This window comes from Alkalinema sp. FACHB-956 (genome assembly GCF_014697025.1).
Taxonomy (GTDB): Bacteria; Cyanobacteriota; Cyanobacteriia; order Leptolyngbyales; family Leptolyngbyaceae; genus Alkalinema.
In genome coordinates this window covers 1-24,815 of sequence record NZ_JACJRC010000017.1, presented here as the reverse complement: position 1 = coordinate 24,815, position 24,815 = coordinate 1, and the positions used below count along the sequence as shown (strand labels likewise).

The 24,815-nt window shown below is 50.4% G+C and carries 20 protein-coding genes, 1 tRNA gene and 2 pseudogenes; 15 read left to right on the top strand and 8 right to left on the bottom strand.

The features are described from left to right. Positions 1 to 41: 41 nt before the first annotated feature. From H6G21_RS17015 to hpsP, 3 genes are all read left to right on the top strand, one after another. Positions 42 to 2,045 carry an adenylate/guanylate cyclase domain-containing protein gene (locus tag H6G21_RS17015; protein ID WP_190574631.1) on the top strand — a complete coding sequence of 668 codons (2,004 nt, stop codon included), beginning with the start codon at positions 42 to 44 and terminating at the stop codon, positions 2,043 to 2,045. A gap of 225 nt (positions 2,046 to 2,270) precedes the next feature. Then, positions 2,271 to 3,131 carry a DUF928 domain-containing protein gene (locus tag H6G21_RS17010; protein WP_190574630.1) on the top strand — a complete coding sequence of 287 codons (861 nt, stop codon included), beginning with the start codon at positions 2,271 to 2,273 and terminating at the stop codon, positions 3,129 to 3,131. A 58-nt stretch (positions 3,132 to 3,189) separates the two neighbouring features. Beyond that, entirely contained in the window at positions 3,190 to 4,359 is a 1,170-nt protein-coding gene (gene hpsP, locus H6G21_RS17005) for a hormogonium polysaccharide biosynthesis glycosyltransferase HpsP (protein WP_190574629.1), read from the top strand. Here the strand turns inward: hpsP and rdgB are convergent. Both rdgB and H6G21_RS16995 read right to left on the bottom strand, forming a co-directional pair. Beyond that, positions 4,356 to 4,946 (bottom strand): RdgB/HAM1 family non-canonical purine NTP pyrophosphatase, encoded by a 591-nt coding sequence (gene rdgB / locus H6G21_RS17000; RefSeq protein WP_190574699.1) that lies wholly within the window; start codon positions 4,944 to 4,946, stop codon positions 4,356 to 4,358. The genes hpsP and rdgB overlap by 4 nt on opposite strands. 82 nt (positions 4,947 to 5,028) lie before the next feature. Next, the gene (locus tag H6G21_RS16995) at positions 5,029 to 5,706 is read right to left on the bottom strand and encodes a GDSL-type esterase/lipase family protein (RefSeq protein WP_347278038.1); all 678 of its coding nucleotides are present in this window, start codon (positions 5,704 to 5,706) and stop codon (positions 5,029 to 5,031) included. Positions 5,707 to 6,188: 482 nt separating this feature from the next. Here H6G21_RS16995 and H6G21_RS16990 point away from each other — a divergent pair, with 482 nt between their 5' ends. From H6G21_RS16990 to H6G21_RS16960, 7 genes are all read left to right on the top strand, one after another. Continuing rightward, a complete protein-coding gene (locus tag H6G21_RS16990; protein WP_277875304.1) occupies positions 6,189 to 6,452 on the top strand; it encodes a DNA-directed RNA polymerase subunit omega in 264 nt (87 codons plus the stop codon). A 223-nt stretch (positions 6,453 to 6,675) separates the two neighbouring features. After that, the gene (locus H6G21_RS16985; protein ID WP_190574627.1) at positions 6,676 to 7,230 is read left to right on the top strand and encodes a hypothetical protein; all 555 of its coding nucleotides are present in this window, start codon (positions 6,676 to 6,678) and stop codon (positions 7,228 to 7,230) included. Positions 7,231 to 7,450: 220 nt separating this feature from the next. Continuing rightward, positions 7,451 to 8,641, top strand: coding sequence for an RNA-guided endonuclease TnpB family protein (locus tag H6G21_RS16980; RefSeq protein WP_190574626.1), 1,191 nt, complete (start codon positions 7,451 to 7,453; stop codon positions 8,639 to 8,641). A gap of 74 nt (positions 8,642 to 8,715) precedes the next feature. Beyond that, a complete protein-coding gene (locus H6G21_RS16975; RefSeq protein ID WP_190574625.1) occupies positions 8,716 to 9,081 on the top strand; it encodes a DUF1818 family protein in 366 nt (121 codons plus the stop codon). A gap of 129 nt (positions 9,082 to 9,210) precedes the next feature. Then, positions 9,211 to 9,284 (top strand) — tRNA-Pro (locus H6G21_RS16970). Positions 9,285 to 9,507: 223 nt separating this feature from the next. Then, positions 9,508 to 12,486, top strand: coding sequence for a DUF3352 domain-containing protein (locus H6G21_RS16965; protein WP_190574624.1), 2,979 nt, complete (start codon positions 9,508 to 9,510; stop codon positions 12,484 to 12,486). A gap of 845 nt (positions 12,487 to 13,331) precedes the next feature. Beyond that, positions 13,332 to 14,015 (top strand): PTPA-CTERM sorting domain-containing protein, encoded by a 684-nt coding sequence (locus H6G21_RS16960; protein ID WP_190574623.1) that lies wholly within the window; start codon positions 13,332 to 13,334, stop codon positions 14,013 to 14,015. A 199-nt stretch (positions 14,016 to 14,214) separates the two neighbouring features. Here H6G21_RS16960 and H6G21_RS16955 read toward each other — a convergent pair whose 3' ends face one another. From H6G21_RS16955 to rpsD, 3 genes and pseudogenes are all read right to left on the bottom strand, one after another. Next, entirely contained in the window at positions 14,215 to 15,831 is a 1,617-nt protein-coding gene (locus tag H6G21_RS16955; RefSeq protein WP_347278037.1) for a VWA domain-containing protein, read from the bottom strand. A gap of 1,490 nt (positions 15,832 to 17,321) precedes the next feature. Then, positions 17,322 to 17,660 (bottom strand): annotated as a pseudogene (locus tag H6G21_RS26280) (RNA-guided endonuclease TnpB family protein); the annotation flags it as partial. 578 nt (positions 17,661 to 18,238) lie between these two features. Then, positions 18,239 to 18,847, bottom strand: a complete 609-nt coding sequence (rpsD, locus tag H6G21_RS16945; protein WP_190574622.1) for a 30S ribosomal protein S4 — start codon at positions 18,845 to 18,847, stop codon at positions 18,239 to 18,241. Positions 18,848 to 19,119: 272 nt separating this feature from the next. Between rpsD and H6G21_RS16940 the strand changes: the two genes are divergently transcribed. Further along, the gene (locus tag H6G21_RS16940) at positions 19,120 to 19,377 is read left to right on the top strand and encodes a chlororespiratory reduction protein 7 (protein ID WP_190574621.1); all 258 of its coding nucleotides are present in this window, start codon (positions 19,120 to 19,122) and stop codon (positions 19,375 to 19,377) included. Between the two features lie 70 nt (positions 19,378 to 19,447). On the opposite strand, the gene H6G21_RS16935 is transcribed toward H6G21_RS16940, so the two are convergent. Further along, positions 19,448 to 19,996, bottom strand: coding sequence for a DUF2854 domain-containing protein (locus tag H6G21_RS16935; protein WP_190574620.1), 549 nt, complete (start codon positions 19,994 to 19,996; stop codon positions 19,448 to 19,450). A 532-nt stretch (positions 19,997 to 20,528) separates the two neighbouring features. Here H6G21_RS16935 and H6G21_RS16930 point away from each other — a divergent pair. Then, positions 20,529 to 20,789: a hypothetical protein gene (locus H6G21_RS16930; RefSeq protein WP_190574619.1), complete on the top strand. Its 261-nt coding sequence runs from the start codon at positions 20,529 to 20,531 to the stop codon at positions 20,787 to 20,789. Positions 20,790 to 20,925: 136 nt separating this feature from the next. Continuing rightward, positions 20,926 to 21,273: a thioredoxin family protein gene (locus tag H6G21_RS16925; protein WP_190574618.1), complete on the top strand. Its 348-nt coding sequence runs from the start codon at positions 20,926 to 20,928 to the stop codon at positions 21,271 to 21,273. 117 nt (positions 21,274 to 21,390) lie between these two features. Here the strand turns inward: H6G21_RS16925 and H6G21_RS16920 are convergent, their stop codons facing one another. Then, positions 21,391 to 23,589 carry a S8 family serine peptidase gene (locus H6G21_RS16920; protein WP_190574617.1) on the bottom strand — a complete coding sequence of 733 codons (2,199 nt, stop codon included), beginning with the start codon at positions 23,587 to 23,589 and terminating at the stop codon, positions 21,391 to 21,393. 114 nt (positions 23,590 to 23,703) lie between these two features. Here H6G21_RS16920 and H6G21_RS16915 point away from each other — a divergent pair, with 114 nt between their 5' ends. After that, positions 23,704 to 23,868: a hypothetical protein gene (locus tag H6G21_RS16915; protein ID WP_190574616.1), complete on the top strand. Its 165-nt coding sequence runs from the start codon at positions 23,704 to 23,706 to the stop codon at positions 23,866 to 23,868. After that, entirely contained in the window at positions 23,834 to 24,652 is an 819-nt protein-coding gene (locus H6G21_RS16910) for a hypothetical protein (RefSeq protein ID WP_190574615.1), read from the top strand. The genes H6G21_RS16915 and H6G21_RS16910 overlap by 35 nt, the downstream gene beginning before the upstream one ends. Before the next feature lie 53 nt (positions 24,653 to 24,705). Here H6G21_RS16910 and H6G21_RS25755 read toward each other — a convergent pair. Beyond that, positions 24,706 to 24,815 (bottom strand): annotated as a pseudogene (locus H6G21_RS25755) (transposase); the annotation flags it as partial.

The following is a 24,815-nucleotide window of genomic DNA, read 5'->3' as shown; positions in this document are numbered from 1 at the left end:
CTAATGAATGGAACCCATTAACGAGATCCCACTTTTTTCCTATGGTGAACCGCCTTGGTAAACAACTTTGGCAGTGGCGCGGCCTTTGGATGATTATTCCAGCGGTCACAGGGGCGATCGTGCTGCTGCGGGCTTTGGGCTGGCTGCAACCCTTGGAGTGGATGGCACTGGATCAATATTTTCGGCTGCGGCCCCAGGAACCCACGGACGATCGCATTGTCATTGTGGGGGTGGACGAGGCCGATATTCAGGCGATCGGTCGCTGGCCCATGGACGACAATACCCTGGCCCAGGTGATCGAAACCATCCAGCAGCAACAACCCCGCGCGATCGGGCTGGACTTTTTCCGGGATGTGCCCGTGGAACCGGGTTCCAAGCGATTGACCCAGGTTTTGGCAAAGCTGCCCAACTTAATCGGCATTGAAAAGCGCCTTGGCAGCCAGGATGCTTCGGCGGTTAATCCTGCCAACTTGCTCAAACAAAAGGGCCAAACCGCGTCTAATAACATCGTGGCCGATGGCGATGGTAAACTGCGCCGCGCCCTGCTCTACTGGACAACCCCCGACGGTCGTGAATCCCTGGAAAGTTTGGGGTTGCGGCTGGCTCTGATGTATTTAGATAAGCAAGGCATTCAACCGGAAGCGGAAAGTGAAACATCCCCTGCCCTGCGTCTCAGGAATGCCGTGTTTCCCATCTTTGAACCCAATGACGGTAGCTATGTGGGGGCAGATGCGGGCGGCTACCAAATTCTGCTGAACTACCGAGGCCCGTCTCGCACCTTTCAGACGATTCCGATGCGGGAGGTCTTGCAGGGCAAAATTGCTGGGAATGCTTTCCGCGATCGCATTGTCTTGATTGGCCCGACCGCAGAGAGCCTCAAGGATTTTTTCTACACTCCCTACAGCGGCAACACCATCACCACCCCCGAAAAAACCCACGGCGTGGAAATTCAAGCCAATGTCGCAAGTCAAGTTATCAGTGCGGCGTTGGATGGCCGATCGAATTTGCGCGTCTGGGCCGATCCCCCGCTCCAACTCTTTCTCAAGGGCTTTCCTCTGCAATGGCAAATTTCTGAACCGAGGGAAGCCACCTGGATTTTGCTCTGGGCGACGATCGGAGGGCTGTTAGCCTGGATCTATCGCAATCCGCGCTATGGCATTTTGGCCTTATCAGTGGCGGAGGGGTGTTTGTTTGGCATTACCTATGGGGTGTTTCTAGCAGGCTGGTGGATTCCTGTGGTGCCGCCTGCCTTGGCCTTGGGACTCTCGGCGATCGCGCTAACCGGCTACGTCAGTAGTTTAGAACGTAACGATCGCAAGCTCGTTATGAACCTATTTGGCCGTTATGTCACCCCGCAAATTGCCGAAGCCATCTGGCGCGATCGGGAGCAATTACTCGGTAACGGCAGATTGAAAGGCCGCAAGATGACCGTAACAATACTGTTCACGGATATTAAGGATTTCAGTACGATTTCGGAGCGCACCGATCCCGAGATTTTAATGGATTGGTTGAACGACTATATGGCAGCCATGACTCAGATTGTCTTGGATCACGGTGCCGTCGTCGATAAGTTCATCGGAGACGCCATTATGGCTGTATTTGGAGTACCGATCGCCCGCACGACTCCCCAAGAGATTCGGCAAGATGCCCTGAATGCGGTGGATTGCGCTGTCAAAATGGGTTTAGCGCTAGACAGCTTAAACCAAAAATGGGTCAGGGAAGGGTTGCCCACAATCCAAATGCGGGTAGGGATTTCCACGGGAACCGCTGTGACCGGAAGTCTCGGGGGCCAACAACGCATGGATTACACCGCGATCGGCGATACGGTCAACATTGCTGCTCGATTAGAAAGCTTCGATAAAAGTATTGATGGGGGGCTATGTCGAGTGCTGGTCAGTGATGCAACTTACCAGTTTGTGCAGTCGCAATTTGCAGCGCGATCGATCGGTTCGGTTCAACTCAAAGGGCGGGAACAACCCACGCAGGTCTATCAGATTGTAGCGACCAGTGAATCGGGCCTAGTTCCCTCCACTGCGCCAGAATAGAGCTCTGGCCAATACTCCAGCCCGTGCTTCGGCTAATTCTCCGGTCAGTGCGCCAGTGATCCAGTCGCATAAGCATATCGTGAGTGAATCCTATGTGTGAGTGAATAATCTGTGAAATCTATCGAATCAGGGATACAGTCACCATATTTCTCGTCCAAGTTAAATCATTCGTCACTCAGTTTCGCGAACTACTGATTCTCAATCTGTCTATTAGGAGTCCTGAATATGCCTAGATTGCACCCTTTGCGGTTTTCCACGAGTACCTTCTTAACCAGCGTAGCGGCGCTCATTGCCCTCCAGAGTTTTGTCAATTCTGGAACGGGACGGCAATCACTTCTGCTGGAATGGAGTCAACCGGCGATCGCGGCTCAACGGACTAAATATAATCCCCCCAACCGACCTACTCCGATTCGAACCGATGGCACAGGGGTGCGGAGCAGCCCCAGTGTGAAATGCGCTAACACGAGTGAGTCGATGTTTCTTTCGATGCTGGCTCCGGTGAGTCATGGGGGAGAAACGGTGAATCCTCGTCCAACCCTGTATGTTTACTTCACAGGCAAACGTCCGATCGAAATGCGTTTGGGTGAAGTGGGCAAAAAGCCTTTATTTATCCAGCGAGTGGAATCTAGCGAACCGGGATTTATGCCGCTGCCCTATCCCAGCGATCAACCGGAACTCCAAACTGGAAAAACCTACCAATGGTCGGTGGAAGTCGTTTGTAACCCTAAGAAATCCTTTGAAAATGTGGGGTTAATCAAAGCCAACTTGCAACGGGTCGAGTCTCCCAAAAAACTCAATGAAGCGATCGCAAAAGTAGACGCCATCCCCGATCGATCGGCTATCTACGCGGAGGCGGGACTGTGGTATGACGCAGTGGATAGCTTGGCTGGCCCCTTGCTGGATCAACCGCAAAACAAAGCGCTCAAAACCGCTTTACTCGATCTCCTAGAACAGGGGGGGTTGAAGAAAACGGTAGAACAAGAGCGTAAAATGAAACGGGCTGCCGGGTGCCATAGTGAAACACCGTTCGGGAGCCAGCGCGCTGACGAGAAAGTCCGTTGCCCTCAATCCCAAGTGCGCTATTAAGGGTTTGGGAGATTAAGCACCTGGGATATTAAGCATCTGCGATATTAAATTAACCTGCATGAAAATCCTGCAAATCATTCCTTCAATTTCGCTGGTGTACGGTGGCCCCAGTCAGATGGTGCTGGGTTTGTCGTCAGCGCTGGCCCGATCGGGCGTACAAGTGACGATTCTCACCACCGACGCCAACGGAGATGCAGGACAGGCACCGCTCCCAGTCCCGTTGGGAATTCCTGTGGAACAGGATGGTTATGAGATTCTCTATTTCCGGTGTGCGCCCTTTCGGCGGTATAAATTTTCGATCGACCTATTAACCTGGCTTTGGGAAAATGCCGATCGCTATGATGTCGCTCACATTCACGCCCTATTTTCTCCCGTCACGTCCCTAGCGGCGACGATCGCGCGAATGAGGGGATTGCCCTATATCCTGCGCCCCCTGGGAACCCTTGATCCAGCGGATTTACAGAAAAAACGAACCATCAAACAACTTTACGCACAGGTTTTAGAACGCCCGAATTTAGCAGGGGCGGCGGCGCTGCATTTCACCAGTGAGCAAGAAGCCAAAGTTTCAGAACGGTTTGGGACGCAGTCCCTAGACTGGGTGTATCCCTTGGGGGTGCAGTTACCCGCTGCTGAACGATCGATCGCTGAAACGAAGGCTGCCTTAAACTTACCGAACGATCGACCGATTCTACTCTTCATGTCCCGCATCGATCCGAAAAAGGGGCTAGACTTACTGATTCCAGCCTTGGAAAAACTCAGTCAAACAACGCCCTTTCACTTCATTCTAGCGGGGGGGAATCCCCAGGATTCAGGCTATGAAACCCAGATTAAGCAGAAAATCCAGCAATCTCAACTGCACGATCGCACCACTCTGACGGGCTTTGTATCCGGTAGTCTCAAAACTGAGCTACTACAGGTCGCAGATTTATTTGTTTTACCATCCTATTATGAAAACTTTGGCATTGCCGTTGCTGAAGCCATGTCTGTTGGAACGCCGGTTGTAATTTCCAATCAAGTTCATATCTATCATCAAATTGAACAGTCCGAATCCGGCTGGATTTGTGAATGTACCTCCGAAAGCGTTTACAACACCCTGAAGACAGCGCTCAAAGATCACCATGATTTGCGTTATCGAGGACTCCATGCCCAAGATTACGCAAAACAGCATTACAGTTGGGACGCGATCGCTAGCCAAATTGGTCAACGTTACCAAGCCATTATTCGCTAATCATTCGCATTGGTCAGCAGCGCCTCTAACTGTGGCATCACCCGTTGAAAGGCTCGCCCTCGATGGCTTAACTCATGCTTCATTTCCGGCGACATTTCCGCAAAGGTTAGATTCTTTTCTGGGACAAAAAAGATGGGATCGTAACCGAAGCCACCCTCACCTCGCCGAGTCTGCAAAATTTCCCCCGGGCAGATGCCCTCTTCCTGAACCACGATCGTGCCATCCGGACGGGCCACCGCGATCGCACAGATAAACTGTGCCCGTCGCTCGGTGGTATCCCCTAACTCCCGCAGCACCCGATCGATGCGATCGTCGTCACTGGTACCATACCGCGCCGAAAAGACCCCCGGCGCACCATCCAACCCATCTACCGCTAGCCCGGAATCATCGGCGATCGCCCAGCACCCTGTCGCCAGCGCTACCTGTGATGCCTTCAAGCAAGCATTTTCCAAAAACGTTACGCCCGTTTCCTCCACATCCAATTCCGGTGGCTTTAGTTCTAATTCCCAGCCCGAACCTTCGCTGAAATAGGCTTGAATTTCCTTCAACTTCCCAGGATTGCCAGTGGCGACCACCAACACCGTCATGTTTTTTCCTTCCCGCACACAATTCAACGAACAGCCGGATTGAACGTTATACAACGCCCATCCCCAGAATAGCCCCAATCGCTTACGGTGCGATCGCGGCCTGCGGATGACTGAGTGCCGCCAGGGCATCCCAGGCCAGCACATCCGCCAACATCGTTTCGTAGCCCAAGGCATTGGGATGCAGACCATCCTGCGTCAACCGCTGGTGACACCAGGTCGTTCCCTTGGCCATCCACCGCTCAAATAAATCTAAGTAGGGGATGCCTCGTTGCTCGCAGGCTTTGCGGGTGGCCTCTTTGTAGCGGAACTGGTCAGCATGGTTGTAATACAGACAATCCAAAAAGGGCATCGCGGCTTCATTCACCGGCACCATGCCCACAAAATACACCGGACAGAGCCCTTGCGCCTGATCCAGCAATTGCCCGATCGCCCCTTGAAAGGCTGCAAAATCCAGAAAATTGCGGCCATCCGATCGGCCCAGTCGCGGTGAGTCATTCGTGCCCACGGACAAAATCAGTGCATCCGGCAGGCGATTGCGCACCTCTCCCCGCAGCCGAAATTCCGTCTCCAAGCGCTGCAACACTTGGTTGATGCCATCTCCCCGCACCCCCAGGTTGTAGAGCACATGGTCGGTGCAGTCTGGACTCATCCATTGGCGGCGCAACCGTTCTACCCAGCCGCCCCCGATCGGATCCCCAAACCCATAAACTAGGCTATCCCCCATCACAATCCAGCGCTGGGTTGGCTGTTTTAGCCGCATGGGATGAGCGATCGTGGCAGTCGAAAAATGCATAGTTCAGACGTTTAAATACAGCGATAAATACAGGGATTCAGTCAATCCAGCAAGATCAGCGATCGATCCCAGGACGGGAATTGACAACAGGAGACTACAAGATAGGAAGAAAGTGAAGTCTGTCCCCAAGGGCGAGTCACGAGATTACTAAAACCGATCTCCGCGATCGTTCCGGTAAACTACCCAACCTTCCTGGCTTGGAATCTAGCATTATTAAGAAAAATTTTCAAATCTTCATATCTAGAGGTCTAACTTTATCTTTGCTATGGTCGGGACTTCACTGGAGGCGATCGTAGGCTGTATCCCCCAAAAGTGTGCTAGGGTATCCTGTCAATCTGGGGAAAATTGATCTACGCTGGATATCTAAGCGGTTTGATCTGCCTTAGTGTTGACTGATTTGTCTTGATCGATTTCAGTTTTTGTTGTCTTACCTTTTGAGAGAGGCTGCTTTGCGTAAGTCCAAGACTACATCCAAGTCCGGATCCCTTTACAAACGCTCAACCCTGGATACTGAGCAGCTCATGCGGCGGGCGGATGACCTGATTAGTGCCGCATCTAATCGCTACCGCATCACCGTGCAGGTGGCGAACCGGGCGAAGCGTCGTCGTTTCGAAGAGTTTGATGCCGTGGAAGACCCCATGATGAAGCCCGTCATGCGAGCCATTATCGAAATGTCCGATGAGCTGACCCAGCCAGAAATCATCGGAGAATAAGTTCCCAGCAAACCTGCTGTGAGGAGATGGGCCAAGGGTCACGGAAACCCCTTAGCTCATCTCTTTGTCGTTTCTGTCGCTGCACAGCAGAGCGATGCCTACAAACCACGAAGCCTGACCAGCAAAAAGGCTCCAAGGCTCCCAGCGATCTACGCTTGAGATTTACCCTGGAGATCCACCTTTGAGTTGGAGATTGATTTTGAGATCACCTGGGAAATCACCTATGTTCAAACGCTTTTGGGGACTTTCACTCACGATCGCGACGATCCTCATTGCCCAACCGCTCTTCCTCACCCAACCGCTCTTCGTCACTCAGCCCCTGTCGGCCCAAACCGTGGGAGCCAACGAAGCAAGCCAGCAAATCTATCAGAAGATTTCCTTCTTGCCCTTGGAAAATCAGTACGTGAGCCGAATCACAGGCAAGCAAGATACCAAAAGCACGTTAGTGAATCGGCTGATTCGTTACCACCTCTACACCAAAGGGCGGCCTGCCAACTATCGCCTAGACTGGAAGCTCACTCTGGCGGATTACCTAGGGGTCAACGAAATCATGGATCCAGCGACCTATCCCGGTGCAGGGACGCTGAAGAGTAATCCCATGGATGCCGATCGGGTGGCAATTCAAAAGCTCGATCGCAACCAACGTAATGCCCTAGTGCAGGCTCTTGTGGATACGTTAATGGCGACTAAAGTGCGTCCTGGGCAGGCAGGCACTGCACCCTCCGATCTCCCCTTACCCACTGCTCCTCGCACAGGGGGCGCATCTCTGCTGAAGTAGGATGCGAATTTTTAACGTATTTTTTTAACGCATTAGCTCAGTGACTTAAGACAGTCCACTTACCGAAAAGCAGGCGTAAAGCCCCCGGCTTCAGACGCGGGGATATAAGCCGAGTGACCGACCAACGGGAGGAAGCAACCCAGATCTGGCGCAACAAGCTGATAACTTATCCGCCGCTCTTATGATAAACCTGCTATCATAAGAGTAGGAGGAAACACTCATGCTAGTGCTTGAGTTCAAAACCTACGGCAAGCCTGCACAGTTCAGAGCAGTGGATGAAGCGATCCGCGTGACTCAGTTCATTCGGAACAAGTCAATTCGACTGTGGATGGATGGACAGGCTAAATCCTGGGTTGAACTCTCCCGCCACTGCTCACTACTGGCGAAAGAATTTGACTTCGCAAATAAGTTGAATTCAATGGCTCGACAAGCAGCAGCAGAACGAGCATGGGCAAGTATTTCAAGGTTCTACGACAACTGCAAAAAGAAGGTTCCTGGTAAGAAAGGATTTCCAACTTTTCAGAAAAATTGTCGCAGTGTGGAATACAAAACCTCCGGCTGGAAACTCTCGGATGACCGCAAGTCAATCACGTTTACCGATAAATGTGGCATTGGTCGATTGAAAATGAAAGGGACTCGTGACCTGCATTTCTATCCAATCGACCAAATTAAACGGGTGAGACTGGTCAAACGGGCTGATGGCTACTATGTGCAATTTTGTGTATCTGCTGACCGTCTTGAAACCGTTGAACCAACAGGAAAAGCTGTCGGTTTGGATGTGGGCTTGCAAGAGTTCTACGCTGATTCGACGGGCGTGACGATTGAAAATCCCCGCTTTCTGCGCAAGGCCGAAAAAGTCTTGAAGCGTAGTCAGCGTAGAGTTTCCAAGAAAGTTAAAGGTTCAAGCAATCGGAGAAAAGCAAGGCAGATTTTAGGCAAGCGTCATCTCAAAATAAGCAGGCAGCGTAAAGACCACGCCGTGAAGCTGGCAAGGTGCGTAATCACATCTAACGATGTTGTGGCCTACGAAGATTTGAGAATCAAAAATATGGTGCGGAATCATTGCCTTGCCAAATCGATTAACGATGCATCTTGGTATCAGTTCAGGTGCTGGGTGGAGTACTACGGCAAAGTGTTTTCTAAGATCACGATTGCTGTTCCACCAGCCTATACCAGCCAAGAATGCTCTAACTGCGGCGTGATTGTGAAAAAGTCTCTATCCCAAAGAACCCACTCTTGCCAGTGTGGGTGTGAAATGGATAGAGACCACAACGCAGCTAGAAACATCCTGAGTCGGGGATTAGCTACCGTAGGGCATACGGGAAGCCTCATGCTAGACGTGGGAAACGCTTGGGGAGATGGAGCCTCTACTGTGGTTGGCGAAAGCCTGCTACAGCAAGCACTGTCGTAGAACCAAGAATCCCCTGGCTTTTAGCCACGGGGAGTGTCAAAGTAGTCCACAGAAGCGGTAGAGCCAAGAAAAGTATGTCGCGGGTGATGAAGTCGGGATCGGGGTGGCGCGTGGGTTGGGATCCAGCAGCCCTAGAATTTCCGGCATTGGTCGGTACTGAGGATTGGGCGATCGAACTGACCGCCGCGGAATTTGAAGACCTGTGTCAATTAGCGGGGCAACTGGATGGAGCGATGCAAGCGATCGCGGCGGAACTGATGGACGAAGAAACGATCGCCTGTGAGTTGGAAACCGATCGCCTGTGGCTAGAAGCGGAAGGGTTTCCCCATAGCTACAGCCTTCGCTGCATCCTGAATACAGGCCGACGGGTGGAAGGCTTTTGGCCCTGTGGGGTCGTTGCAGAATTCTTGCAGGCGTTACAAACCCTTCGCGTATTTTGATGACCACCCAAGGCTTGCCCAAATCCTTTCACAAACTTTTTCACAAGTTTCTTCAGAAAAGAGTTGCATAAATTAATTTGGTAGTGTTAGTATAGCTGAGCGCTGGACGCGAGTTCAGGCGAACGGTTACGGGGCGTAGCGCAGCTTGGTAGCGCACCACTTTGGGGTAGTGGGGGTCGTGGGTTCAAATCCCGCCGCTCCGATTTGAATTTAATAAAGCCGGATTGATAAACACTATCAGTCCGGCTTTATTATTATGTAGTTTAGGAAGAACGCAGGAAAAACGCAGGAAAAATACAGAAAGAACGCAGAAAGATTGACTGCTAAGTAATGGGATTCCACTTCCAGCAAAATCAACGCTCCACATCAGAAACCTCAGGTTAACCTATTGAGAGAGCATTCATTCGGTTCCATTGGGGCAAATTCATGGCTATGCGTCAATTTTTGATTCCTGCACTGTCTGCACTGACCCTGAGCTCAGCCGGGATGTTCCCACAGCCAGGAATCGCGCAATCCCTGTCTCCCGCTTCAACCCCAACCCCGATCGAACCACCCGCCATTAGTAAAATTCTCCCCGCCGATACCGCAGGCATTTTTCTGATCAATCCCGATGATGCCCTATGGGAGGATCTGGCTAAATTTGGCCTATTTCCCCGAGATTTTACAACCCCTGGTTTTTTATTTAGCCCGATCGTAGGGAATGTCAATTTCTACACGGATGTGCAACCGTGGTTAGGCGGTTCTGTTGGCATTGCTTTACTGACGGGTTCTGGCGCTTCAGACACTCGCGTCGTGATGTTGGCTCCGGTGAAAGATGCCACCCCCATTCCCAAATTTCTCGATCGGGTGAGACAGGAAAAGGGCAAAAAACCGATCGAACAAACCTATAAAGGGATTAACTTGCTGGTGTGGGAACCGGAAACCTTAGGAGAACCCGAAGTGTCTCCAACCCCTTTACCAGAAAATGAGCCTGGTGATTCTCCGAATAACATTGATGCATTAGCGCCCCAGTTTTTGAAACCATCCATTAGTTTTGTGGATTCGGGGTCTTCTACTAATCCCGCTTCTGTTTCTCGTTCTCGATCTCTCGGTAATTCGATCGCCATTACCACCGCTCCCACGCCCCAACCCCTGCCCCTGCCTGCTCCCCAGGAAACGCCGACACCTCGGAAACCCTTCAAATTGCCGGGATACGCGATCGCCTATCTGCCCAGTGGCTACGTTGTCAGCGCCACAACACCCGACGCCATTCGTAAATTGATTGATGCCCAAGATCACCCCGATCGGCTGAGTGAAACGCCAGGATTCCGGAAAACCTTAAGCGATCCGCGTTTTCCCAAATCACTGTTTATGGGATTTGGCAGCTACAGCAAAATTGTTGCCTCCACCCTGGAAGACAGCAGCCAAACCTTGCAAGATTTCCCCTTTGCTTTGCCGTTCCCTGTGCCCAAAGCTTCCCCAGAACTGACCCAAAAAATTGAATCCTACTATGGCGACATTTTTGGCTTTGCTTGGGCACAACCAGAAGGACTGCGGATGCAAGCTTCAGTCACCTTTAATCAGCCAATCCCCCCAGAAACGTTGCAAGCGCTGAATAGTCCCAATCTCTTGCCCGATCGTATGCCGCAAGTGACCTATGGCATGACCAATAGCGCGAATTTGGCGTTTTACTGGAAAGCCTTCAACCAAGGCATTGAACTGAATCCTAGGTTTAAAACGGGTGTGGAAAATTTCCGCAAGCTCTCCCAAAGTCTAGTTGGCATTGACGATCGGGATATTTTCCCTTGGATGGATAAGGAATATGCCGGATTTGTTTTTCCGACCCAAGGGGGCTTTTTCCCCACCATGGATCCCAAGCTAGCAATTGGGGTGGGTGCGTTGATTCAAACGAGCGATCGGGCCGCAGCGGAGAGAACGTTGGCGAAGGTGGATAATTTGATGACCACGCGCTTTGGCACAGGTTTAACGATTAAGCCTAGGGAGATCAAAGGCCAAAGGTTCACCAGTTGGGAAGTTCCTGCCCCCACCAGCGCATCCACCAGTGCCCCCACCAACGCACCTCGGAAAAAGGCCAATCGCCCCGATCGTCCCACGGCAAAAGCACCTAGCAAAACTCCCAGCAAAACTCCCAGCAAAACTCCCAGCAAAGCCTCAACCCCAAAACTCCCGACTCCACTCGTGAGTGTGCTCTCCCATGGCTGGGTTACGCCGGATACGCTGATGATTTTAAGCGGGGTGGATAGTGCCACTAACTTGGTTCCGACCCCTTGGACAAAGCTATCCGACTCTGCTAATTTCCAAGCAGCGATCGCTCCCTTACCTAAACCCAATATGGGCTATTTCTATCTCAATCCCAGTGCCCTGATTTCCCTTGCTAACGGGTTTGGGTTTGGGGACGTGTTGAAAACGCCGATCGACAATGAACCCAATCGCACGATCGGGGATGTGGTTGGCAGCATTCGTAGTTTAAGCGGCACCAGTAACTTTGAAGGCAATGCCCTCTCTTCCGACGGCTTTTTAGCCTTGGCCTCTCGCCCGCTCAAACCCTTAACAGCCCAGGAATTGATTGAACTGGGTGATAAGAAAGGTTTGGGAGATAGCGATGGCGCGATCGCCAATTACAACCGAGCGCTACGGCTCGATCCCAACCAGCATGCAGCCTATTTCAAACGCGCTGTTGTCCGACAGAAAACTCGCGATTTTGTGGGCGCGATCGCCGATTTGGATACGACCTTGCAGAAAGATAGCCAAAATTCCACTGCTTACCTATTACGCAGTTTAGCCAAGGGCAACCTCTACGACTTTCCTGGGGCAATTGCCGACAGCACCGCTGCCCTCAAATTGGATCAAAATCAATCGGCCAAAGCCTACGAATTGCGTGCCTACGCCAAAGTTGAGCTAGAAGACTATCCCGGCGCGATCGAGGATGCAACCCAAGCCATTAATCTCTACCAAGCAGATGTGCCCTCAGCAGACCTCAAGCGTGCCGGAGCAAACTTTACGCTCAGCCTGATGCTGGGAGGGGATAGTCATACATCGTTAGGCAATCGTTGCTACGCACGGGCGCAGCTAGGCGAATTTGCCAAGGCGGTGGAGGACTGTAACCAGGCGATCGAACAGGATATGGCCGAAGTGGAAGCAGAACTGTTTGCAGCTCGCTGCTACGCGCGGGTAGGTCTGGGTGAAAAGGCCGCACTAACCGAAGATTGTGGTTGGGCGCTGGAATTGGATCCCAACAGTCCTGATGTCCATGAGGCCCATGGCTTAGCCCGTAAACGTCTTGGCGATCTGAAAGGGGCTGAGTTTTCCCTCAAAAAAGCCAAGGAGTTATATCAAGAACGGGGAAATTTAACCGCTGTGCAACGGGTGGAACGGGCGATCGTGGCGTTGGGTAAATCATCCTAGAAGCATCACGGAGCACCGATCGATGAGTATTTCCCAAACAGGTGAAACCGAGCTGAGCGACTGACTGCTCAGCTTTGATCAGCAAGCAGTCAATCAGTAGCCAATCAGTAGCTAATCAGCAGTTAATCAGCGATCAACAAGCTGCGCTGAGGATTTGCCGGGGATTTACAGATTTGTGTTAAAAATACTTAGCACTAGCATAATTATCCAGATGTAGTTTAAAGCCAAGATATATTTTGCCGAGTTTATCCTTCAAGCTTTAGTAAAGCCTACGAGAAATCTCCAAGTTTTTGTCAAGATGATTACATTCAACTCCACGAAATTAGATTTTTTAGATTTTGTGGTTCGCCACTCACCCCCGTATACTTGATTTCTCTACAGATATTCTTCAAGGGAGTTCAGATATAGGATTTAAATCTAGGAGTATCAGATACCATTCACTCCTTAATTCAATCCCATGGTTTCAATCTCATCGTCAATTTTGAAGTTGAACTATGTGATTAGAGATTTGAGATGGCGTAATGAATAACCCTACCATTCAAGGCTGAATTAATCTAATCAGGGATTTACCAGAATCATATGAATCGATAGTACCGAAGGTTATGTGTATTATCTGATTCATGTCAGTTTGCTGACTTGATTGACCAGAGTTTTTGTTTGCTTCTTTCGACTTCTGTGCAGATTACCATCACACGATTAGATGTGATGTTGTAGGTGAATATTTTCTTCAAATTACGTTTTGATGATTGCTTGAGGCCATTTTTTACATTTCTGTAATGGCACAGTCACATTCAGCATCTACCTTCGAAACCCGTACTTCACGATTCTCGAAGGAGAATAGTTCTATGATTCGCATTCAACCATTAGCAATTGCTTCCGCTACAGTTACATTAGTAACCCTGAGCGTTGGCAATGCTGCTCAGGCTGCTAGCATCGTCACCAATGGTGGCTTTGAAAATCCAGCACTCGCCGCTGACGGTTCATTCTTGATTCAGAATCCGATTCCTGGATGGTTTCAAACAGGAGGAGTATCCGGTGCTGGAATTGAAATTCAGCGCCGTGCCGCAGGTGACCCTTATGAGGGAAACCAATTTACCGAGTTAGACGGTAACAGTGTCACTGAAATTTCCCAAGATTTGGCGACAGTGATTGGTCAGGTTTATAAACTCACGTTTGCGTTTTCTGCACGTCCTCAGAACTCATCTTCTAGTGCAACGCCTCCTAGTGCATCTACGCTAAGTAGAATGAATATTTCCTGGGGCGGAACGCCGGTAGATACCCTCATCAAGAATGGTACAGGTCTCACCAATACCAATTGGAGTGTTTACTCTTACCTGTTAACAGCAACTTCCACCACTACACGTCTTAGCTTTGGTAACTTAACAGAACCTTCTGACACCTATGGTTCTTACTTGGATGACGTCAGTGTGACCGCAGTGCCAACGCCTGCATTGCTGCCGGGATTGATTGGCATGGGTATTGGGCTATTCCGCAAACGGAAAAGCTCGCTAAATACCATAGCGGAGTAATCTTGATTCCATCACCTGACTGTTGAAGTGGATTGAGCGATCGTGCATTTTTCGATTGTTGATCGCTCACTTGACTCATTACCCTTGAGATTCCCTAATAGTTGCGTTTAGAGAAGCTCAAGGGTTTCCGATCGTAACCTAAGACCCATCATTTATTTTACGGAGTTTCAGGAGGATTAGGTGTTCTAGAGTCTGATAACTAGCGATCGTTGGTTGCTGGTTTCGAAGTTGCTAAACTGCGGTATTGCTCCACCAGTTGTACAAATTCTTGGCGATAGCCTTCGGGATCATCTCCCTGTGATCGCTTCGCCAGAGCCAAGACATCTTGAATCGAGGCTTTCCCTTTAAACTCCGAATCCCGCAGGACTAAACCGAACATTGCCACAGAGGTTGCAAACTGCATATCTAATGACGTTGCTTCGATCGAGGTCGATTGGGCCAGCACAGGTTGGCTGATCAGTTGGCTAGTGGAATCTGTAGGCTGTTTATAGCGTAACTTCACCTGCATCAATTCCGGTGAATTTGTAGCGGTGCTATCTCCTTTAGGCATTTGGTATTTCAAGTCATCGATCGAGGGTAATTTCACATCCATTTCCACCCCCGTAGGAATCACTTCATAGAGGGCGGTTACCGTATGACCTGCACCAATTTCACCTGCATCTTTACGATCGTCGTTGAAATCCTGATCCCGTAAAGCCCGGTTTTCATAGCCAATTAAGCGGTAGGCTTGCACTTTGCTAGGATTAAACTCCACTTGGATTTTCACATCCTTGGCGATCGTGAAGAGTGTTCCGCGCAGATCGGTTCCGAGAACTTTCTTGGCTTCATTATAGGTGTCAATGTAGGCGTAATTGCCATTGCCTTTGTCGGCCAGTTGCTCCATTTTGGAATCTTTGTAATTGCCAGTGCCAAAACCGAGAACAGTTAAGAAAATTCCTTTATCCCGCTTCTGTTCAATCAAGCGAACCAATTCGGCATCACTAGAAGCACCGACATTAAAATCCCCATCCGTTGCTAAGATGACGCGATTATTGCCCCCTTTGATGAAGCTTTCCTGGGCTTTTTTGTAGGCGAGTTCAATGCCTTGGCCACCGGCTGTGGAACCACCTGCTTCCAGTTGTTCGATCGCAGCCATGATTTTCTGCTTTTGATCCCCTGGGGTCGGTGGCAGTACCAATCCGGCGTTGCCTGCATAGACAACCAGCGTGACGCGATCGCGCCCCGTCAACTGTCGCGTTAATAAGCATAGCGATCGTTGCACCAACGGTAATTTATTAGGTGCACCCATGGAACCGGAAACATCAATTAAAAAGACTAAATTACTGGGTGGCACTTCCTGTAATTGCTTGCCTTTCAAACCAATGCGCACCAGTTGATGCTTGGGATTCCAGGGGGCTTGACTGACCTCTGTTGTGACGGAAAAAGGACGATTGCCCTCTGGTTGCGGGTAGCGGTAAGGGAAATAGTTAATCAATTCCTCAATTCGCACCGCATCCTTGGGAGGCACCTGACCACTGGCAATAAAGCGGCGGGTATTACTGTAGGATGCCGTATCTACATCAATGGAGAAGGTGGACAGGGGGGCTGTGATCGACCGTTGGAAGGGATTTTCTTCGATCGGGTTGTAGTTTTCCGTATTACCCGTTCCCGGTTTATGAATGCGATCGCGATCGCTAAAGCGACCGGGTTCTGGGGCAGGCATTCCCGTAGGGGGTGGGGCGGACAAAGGCGCAAGAACGGTTTGAGGTGCACTCAGTTTTGGGGCGTTGGGTTTTGAGGCAGTGGCGCTCCCCGGTCGCACGCGGACGTTGGCCATACCGCCATTCAATCGAGTATGCAGTTGATCCTTGCCAGCAAACAGAACTTCCCCAGAAAGCTTGGTTGTTGTGGAAAATTGCTGGGACTGGAGGGTGGCGACTCTGGCCTCTAGACGTTCATCCTGGTTAGGTTGCTGGGCCAATTCGGGGGAATAGTTACTTTCCAGTTGTTGAATAATGGCTAGGTCTGGATTGCTGGGGCGGGTCGCTTTCTTATCCGCGGCCAGTTTCTTATACAACTGGGTCAGAAAATCTCCTAAAGCTTTCGCAAAAACCGGGCGGGTGGGGCTGTTGGGGAGCGCAGCTTCCGGGGTTTGAGGCGCGTATTTTTGCAGTAACGATCGCAACTGGGCGACTTCCTGGGCCGTGGGAGCCCGGAAAAATCGTGCTTCGATCGGATAGCGACCGGCAGCTTGTAATTCGCGGCCAAAGGCTTGCTGGAGTTGATCGATCGTGGTGATGTCTGTACTGGTAACGGCAATGGAACCGTTCAGGGATTTTTGAAAGAGTTCGTTAACGATACGTCCCAGTTCTTGCCCAAATTCAATGCGCTCTAGGGTTTTGGATTGGAGCATAGGTGCTGCAATCCCATAGCGTTGGGCCAGTCGCCGCAGGGCTTGTACGTTGGCATCGGTTTGGGTGAGGGGTTCGATGTTGGTACAAATGCCGCGAGGAGGTTCAGGACGAAGATCGGCGTAGGCAGGCGCGATCGATAATGCAGGAAGTAGGGTTGCCAACACGATCGCACTCACTCGATGCAATAGATTGAGTTTCAGGAACATCACGAATTCTCCTCACAACAACAAATCAAAACAATCCACGAGTACTCACCCAAGAGTACCCATCCAGTGGTACAAATTCAGCGAAGGCAACCCTGGGCATGGTTCGCATCTCGTAATCCCTATATCTCTGCACCGGATGACTTATGCAATGTGACTGCAATGTAACTGCATGTAACTGCAATGTAACTATCCTCGATTCAGCAATCTCCCATGATAAATATTTGTAACCTTGCGGGTTTGGGTAGACTGAGGATTAAAACTACGGATCTCGATCGCCAGGGATGCTGCCATTGTAGTCAAACATTGTAGTCACAATTTTCTGGCCAGGAAGTCTGGTTACAGATTTAGTAACTTGCTTCAGAAAGGACATTGTCTGGGACTAGGAGATGCAGCAGCAGGCGATCTCGTGTTCCTCTTCAAAGACAGGTCAATCTCAGTTGTGCAGAGGTTCGATCGCTAGCCTCAAGAGTCGATCGTCTACAACTTCGTGGTGGAAGATTGCAATGCAGTCTCTCACCTGGGGGTTCTTGTTCATAACAGAGCACAATATCGACCGCCCACTGGATTTAGTGATGAAGCAAAAAGAGCATTAGACAAGCTACGTAATATTCGGAAAAATACAACTGGAGCTAATGAACTACCCCACTCCATAGGTGGATGGGGTTTCTAAGCCCCCAGTTTCCGCCATAGCAGAGGATTTTTGTTTCTTTGTACGAGATCATCTTGTTCAGAGTCCCGAATCCAACGGAGAGAATGGAGCGGTTTAGACCTGCTTTCTGAGCTTTACGCTAACTTCCTTTTTTCGCTTTGCGAGTCATCCCTTTCGTATTCAGCTTTTCAGTTACTCCGATGTCATAACGACTTGCAATATCTGAAGTAACCTTGTGTTGCCAGTCTTTGCGCTGACGTATAACTTTAGCCTTTAGATTAGATTCTCGCTTGTTGACTTTCTTCCAACGGCGTGACGCTCTGACTCCTTTTTTAGGGGCACGTTTGCGCCGTTTTTGTTTAGCAACCTTGCGAACTTTCTCATCATTTTTCTGGGTGAGATGAGGATTTTCGATGAGTTCAGTTAACACACGGAGCCGTTCAACGATGCCCTCTCAAACCCTTGTGGTTAATTCGGGGTGGACTGGAGATCCCGGCCCTGGCGATGATTTGGCAGCACTACTTGCGTTGCTTTGAGATCGATCATTGGTATCGCTTTGCCAAACAGCACTTACACTGAACGTTCTTATTATCATGGGGGGCGCATTGCCCAATTAATTATTGGGGTAGCAGGCGCGCAGGTCGTCGCCCCCCTCAAACATTTGCCGCCCTAGTCGCTAGATTTGAATCGCATTGAAAAGTGTTGGGCTTGGTTGAAAAGTTGGATTCGTCGCCAGTTAGAGTCGGGAGCTGACTTTGCACGAGGCGATGGAAGCTGTTCTCAATCAAGCCGCGTCCTAATCAAATTGGCTACAGCTAGACTTGTTGTCTTGAGGGTCTTTAATGCTCAAGGTGACAGTTTAAAGTGCACAATGTGGGCTAAAAAGATGCAAAAAACCCCTTGGCTGACGGACCAAGAGGTGGAAACAATCTTCGAGTTTTTTGCCGCGGAAAGTTCTCGATAAAACGTGAAATTTTAGACCAGTCGAGAGTAGTACTCAACCACCAGGAGTTCATTGACTTGTAGTGCAACCCACTCCCGCTCAATCACCCCATTCACCTTACCGGTCAGTTTGTTCTTATCAAACTCCAGGTGGCTGGGAAGGTTAGCAAGACCAGGATATTGCAGGTTTGCTTCCACCAACTTCCGGGAAGCAGCTCTGTCACGTACCGCAATCACCTCACCGGGACGGCATTGGTAGGAAGCGATGTCCACCACTTTGCCATTCACAGTCACGTGACCATGGTTCACCAATTGGCGTGCCCCTGGAATCGTCGGAGCCATGCCCATCCGGAACACGGTGTTGTCCAGACGCATTTCCAGCAGTTGCAGCAGCACCAAACCGGTCGAACCCGCTGCACGACGAGCCTTTTGGACGTAACGACGCAATTGCTTTTCGCTCAAACCGTAGTTAAAACGCAGCTTTTGCTTTTCTTCCAGACGAATCGCATATTCAGACTTTTTCTTACGCGCCTGACCATGCTGACCGGGTGGGTAAGCCCGACGAGCTTGTTTACGGGTCAAGCCGGGTAGCTCACCCAAACGGCGTGCAATTCTTAAACGTGGCCCACGATAACGCGACATGGAACTTCCTTGTTACTCGAAAATAATCACAGTCTCTCATTATAGCTGAGTTTTTCTAAAAAGCACGATCGCGGAAAATTTTGCTACAAGTACAAGCTCTGGGAGGCCCGATCACGGTCGCGATCTCCGCTCCGTCATCATTGTGATCAGCTTGGGATCAGCCTTTTGCGCCGCCACTTGATCCACTACAGGTTCAGATTGCAGCTTCAGATTACAGGTTCAGTTTTCGTTTTGCGTTAAGGTCTTGTTAGTCCCTACGCAACCTAATAACCATGTCTCAATCTTTGATGTACCAGCAGGATCACTATGTTGTGCTGGAAACCAATCAGCCAGAACAATTTTTGACTGCCGTAGACATGAAAGAAAAACTGAAACAGGTGATCCAAACCTATCCCGATGTTTTGGATCCAGATGTACAAGCCATCGCTTCGATCGACGATCAAGCCCAATACTTGCTGGACAACGTCTGCGAACTGAAGCCTGAACCCGGAGAGTATTTGCAGTGGTACGCGATTCGGTTAGAGAAGTAACGCGATCGTCGAGTGCCGCGATCGGTTGGGGATCATTGGCCGGCGTAAAACCGCGACAGCTGCTATCGCATTATCCAGGAACCGCAATCAGAGAAAGCAGCACCTTATTCTCCGAAGGGTTTTCCAGATGTACGCGGATGCCTGGGCCAAAATACGCGGTCATTTTGTCCTGTTTCTCCTGCCAGGTGGCCAAGGGCACCATCGGGGAATCAAATTCCAGCCCTAGGGCATAGGCCCCTTCTACAACGGTTTCGTTAATTCCCGTCAGCACTGGACGCTCTTCATCCGTCGGGCTCAGCCCAAGGTAGGTCAACGAGCTATCCAAATGGGCTTTTTGCCCGTAGCGATACCGAGTCACATCTTTCAGGATGGTGGATTGCGTCGGGGTTGCTTGTTGTTTGCGTAGGCGCAATACATCCGCGACAGTCGGTTGAGTCAAGGGGACGGGCTTTAGCTCCGCAGCTTTGAGCGCTAATCCCCCTAACAGCCCTGGAATACCATAGAAAAAGCCAGCCAAATTCAGGGTGGCGTTATCGGTTGCATAGGCATAAAATCCAACAACGGTGAGCAAACCACCGATTACCAATAACAGAAGGGCTAGGGGAACTTGCCGAAACATAGTAAGTAGAGCTATCAATGTAGTATCACGCTTCTACTATTATCTGTGGGATCGGTCTATCTGGGGGATTGATAACCGTGACATTGCAAATTTAGCCCGCTATAACAGCACGATGTAACAGCACGATCGGGTTCCTTCAACGGGATCCCTCGCCATTGGCATCTCCAGCAATTTGCATAGGTGCTGAAAATCAGGGGTATGGCTAACCATCGTTCTGGTCTATATGACTCTGATCCGCTGACTCTGATCCGCAAAATAGACGGATCGAAGCAACTTGCCATTGAATCTGTCATTGAAGAATATGAGAGAATACGATCGTTATCTGGCTTGAAACCCCTATTTTTAGTTTGTTTCAGGACAATTTTCAGATTCTTTGCATCGATCGTGTTCCCAACTCTGATTTTTTGAATCTGTGCTGGGTTGTCAGAGGATTGGCGATTGTTTAGAGAGCCTGTCCTTTGTAATCAATTCATCTGTAACCCATTCATCACCAGAGTCTTTCATCCAAAGCCATCACATTGGAGCTTGAGATATGTTATTTAATCACGATCGTCGCCGACCCACTGATGATGATGACGTTTTAGAACAGATTGACTCCCTACGGCGTGAGGATGAAACGCTCTATAACATCTTGGCCGTGGATGTTTGGGCCTTAGCTAAGACGATGGATGAATTTCAGCCCGGTTTTTGGTCAGAATTCATGAAAAACCGTGAGCAAGCCCTGCGCCGATTTATGAGCGAAATTGTCAAAGCTAAACCGCTGGATCTGCGCCGTCCACCGTTTTTGCGATAACTGGCTGGGATAGCTGATTACGGTAACTGGTTGCGATAACGCAATCTGAATCGTTGTGTAAAACGTTTTTTCAGACGGTATAACCCCTCGGAGAATCTGCGGTAGTATCGATGGCAGTGTGATGGGAGATAAAGTTATGGCTGACGATCGAGCCGTCATTAAGTTTTCTTCGGAAGATTGCGGCATTTGTCACAAAATGGCCTTTTACGACCAGAAAGTTGCCGAAGAACTGGGACTCCGGTTTATCGATGTCAAAATGCAGGACACGGCCACCTATCGGAAATATCGCAAGGTATTGCTAGCCCAATATCCCGATAAGTCGGAGATGGGTTGGCCTACTTATCTGGTGTGTGACGCGCCTGAGGGCGAATTTCAAATTCTGGGAGAGGTTAAAGGGGGCCATCCCAAGGGGGAATTTCGCAGTCGGCTCCAGGCCATTCTAGCGATCGATGCGGATGGCGCGAATGCCGAAACCAATTCCTAGAACATTTTGAGTTAATGATTTTTGAGTTGATAATTTTTGAGTCAATGATTTTGAACCTATTACGGTAAATCACGGCTCTCAATCACGGCCCTCGAGCACATCCCAATCTAGTTCCGCCTAATTTTTGCGGGGAGGTTTGGGTTTTGCGAGGGCTTTTTCACGGGCGTTCTTGTCACGGGCGTTCTTGTCACGGGCATTCTTGTCACGAGTCGCTTTTGCGCGGGCACTGGTTTCACGGTTGCTTTTTGGCAGGAGCTGTCTGCGTCGATCGCTGGAGGGTCGATCGCTAGATCGGCGGAACCGGAAGAACCCTTGGATGGGAGCCCATAGTTCGCGAACGCGCTGCCAGCGCCGCTGGAGGCTAACCCGAGGGTCTAATTCCTGGACAAACTGATCCCAGGGCAATTGCAGAAAGCGAGCCAAGTTGTAGCACAGAAGCGCATTGACCACTAAGTACCCCTGGGCTAGCAGACGATCGGACAGGCCCATGAGGTCTGGAGCCACCACTGCATTGACCAACAGGGCTGCGGTCATACCAAGACTGATGCCAATTCCTAAATTCCGCCAGCCCGAGCCTGCGTTGCTGGGTTGCCCAGGGATAGACTCTGGAGGAGACACGATCGCCGAGGCAGGGATGGGATCTGGGCGAAATCTTGTGCTGATCAGCGTGACGATCGCTGGAACAAGGCAACTCGCGGTGAGGGGATTGAGCACGAGGGCATCTTGGAGCAGGGTGCCCCATTCCGAGACCGAACTGCCCAGAATGCGCAGTGGCAGTTGAGCCCAATCAAACACGTACACATTCCGCAGCAGAAACAGTCCACAACTCCCAAAGAACAACCCAGGCAGCAACCCCCAATGGAAACTTCTCGATCGCCAATGGCCGAGCCACAGGGTCAAACCGATCGCAAGACCCAACATAGTCAATTTCGGTGGGATGGCAATGGTTTTTTCATCCAACCAGAATTGGGCTGGAATCCGACCCTGATCTCGCCAGCGATCGAACACATTGGCTTCAGGGACAACATTGGACTGCGCCAGTTTGAGGGCAGCGACGGCGTCTAACTTACCGGCTCCGTAGTAATTTTTGGGATCACTGGGCAGGGGCTGGGCCGATCGGCTCAGGAGGGTCGTGAGGCGATCGGGATCGATGACGCCAGCGGTATGCAGTAACGCCGCTACGCCGGAGACATGGGCTGCGGCCAAACTTGTGCCCTGGTAGGGAGCAAAAATGGACACCTGCATCCGGCGATCGAAGGTGTTTTGGATAATGCCGCCGCTGGGATCTTCCCCGCGAATGAAGCCACCGGGCGCGGCCAGATCCACGCCTGCCCCGTAGTTGGAGTAGGGAGCATGGTTCATTGCCGCATCCAGTGCGGAGACCCCAATCACATGGCGATAACGGGCTGGGAACGAAACATAGTCTTGGCTGTTATTTCCGGCAGCGGCAATAATCACGGCTCCTTTGCGATGGGCATAGTCGATCGCCTTTTGCAGCAGCCGACTGTCGCCATCCCCGACCATACTCAGATTAATCACACTGGCGCTCTTGTCTGCGGCAAAGCGAACCGCTTCGGCAATGTCGGCTACGGTGCCACTGCCCCCCACGCTCAGCACTTTAATTGGGAGGAGGGTGGCTTCAGGGGCAATGCCCGCTGCACCGTAGCCATTGTTCGTCGATTGGGCGATCGTGCCTGCCAGATGGGTCCCGTGGCCGTGGTCGTCGGTGGCGTCGGTATTGTCGTTAATGAAGTCGTAGCCAGAGAGAAAGTCGGTTTGGGCAAAGTCAGAGACGCGACTAATGCCGGTGTCGATGACAGCGACGATCGTGCCTTTGCCTTTGTTAATTTGCCATGCGGCCTCTACGTTGATGCGTTGCAGGTTCCACTGGCGGGGATAGAGGGGATCGTTCGGAATGCGACCTTTTTCCGGTTTCTCGGCGGGCAACGGCAGTCGGACTTGGCTGGCTTCTGGGATGCTGTAGAGGTAGTTAGGTTCGATCGCTTCGGTGTAGTTGGCGAGTTCTGACTTGCGGAGCTGTTTCAGAAGCTTTTTGCCACCTTGCACAATGTAGATATGATCGGCTTCTGAAAATTCGCTGTTCAGGCGCGGATTGAGGTTGAACTGTTTGGCAGCCGCTTCCAACTGGGTCAAAATGGCACCATCGCCAGCATCCTCCCGGAAGTCGAGAATGATACTTTGGTAGGTACCCCGTGGGCTAATTCCCAGGGTATGCAGCAGGGAAGAGGGCCAATGGAAGGCGATCGCTGCGCCGAGGCCCATCAGAAAACAAATCAGTAGGATCCACCGTTTCATCGCCAGCCATCCAGGTCACGATAGCCTAACACCTTACCAGGGGAATTGAAAATTGAGAATGGGAAAGGAAGAATAATAGCAAGTTAAGAGTAGTGGCTCAGGAGTTTGCGCAAGATGGCCTATCGAACCCAGGCGGTGGATCTGTCCCCGGAGGCCGATCGTTACCAAATGGCATTACTGCGACAGAGAAATTTTGCTGATAATGGTAATTTGAAAAAGTTGTTAGACATAGTGGAGATGTCCAGTGATTATCAAGGACAAAGACTGGCGCTTGGCTGACGATGGAATTATCGAAGTGCATTGGAAGGGAGAGTGGCTTAGTCCGTTTCAAGTAGCATATCTAGAGAAAACTCTTAATAGTGGATCAACTATTAATAATCGGATACACAGGGCTGCTTCTGGCGATCCAAAGTACCAAAAATATAGCCTTCACGATTTGATATACATCTCAGCAAACGGCAAAAAAGCCATGCTGAGTGATATTAATCGTTGCCCTCGATTGATTGTGTTGCTCATTTTCTGGGTGATGGTAGTGAAAGAGTTTGGGGAAAACCTGTACCTCAAATATTGGGTTCATTCAATGGTTTCTGGTAACTGCGGAGGCGAGGGGTTCACCAAGGGCGTCTGCAGTAACTGCTACAAAGCAGGAAAGAAGCCACGTACAAATAGTGAAAGATTTGAAGGACTTTCACTAGAGGCCAAGAAAGCAGAACGGGCCAGGGAAAGTTCACCGGAGCGCAAACGGGCAAAATGCATGTCCAAACGGCGCTACGACTTCATACCAGTGCTCCTAGGGTTACAAGATGAGCCTTTATCCTATGATGCTGTAAAGTTAGCAGCTACATGCAAATGGGATGACTTTGAGGATGACACCGAGTTGGAGGAATTTTGCCAAATTCTCTACAAAGGCTACAAAGAAAAATGGCTTCTATCCACATCGCATCAAAAACCAATCGCTGCACTTCACTATGCTGAGACCCAACCATTGAATCCATCAATAGAGCATCTGATACGAACTAGCGTAAAATTTACGGTTAAACGAAGACGAGACTTCAACAAATAGAGAGATAGTCCTTTCTCAATATTGGGTGAAATACATCAATGGTCCGGACAGATTTATGGAGCCAAAGCCCCGTAGTGGAGCAGGCTAGGGTAGTTGGGGTGTGATTTAATCAAAGTTGGGTCAAGGTCTAACCTTGCAATAAAGCGCTCCAGGCAATGCTGAT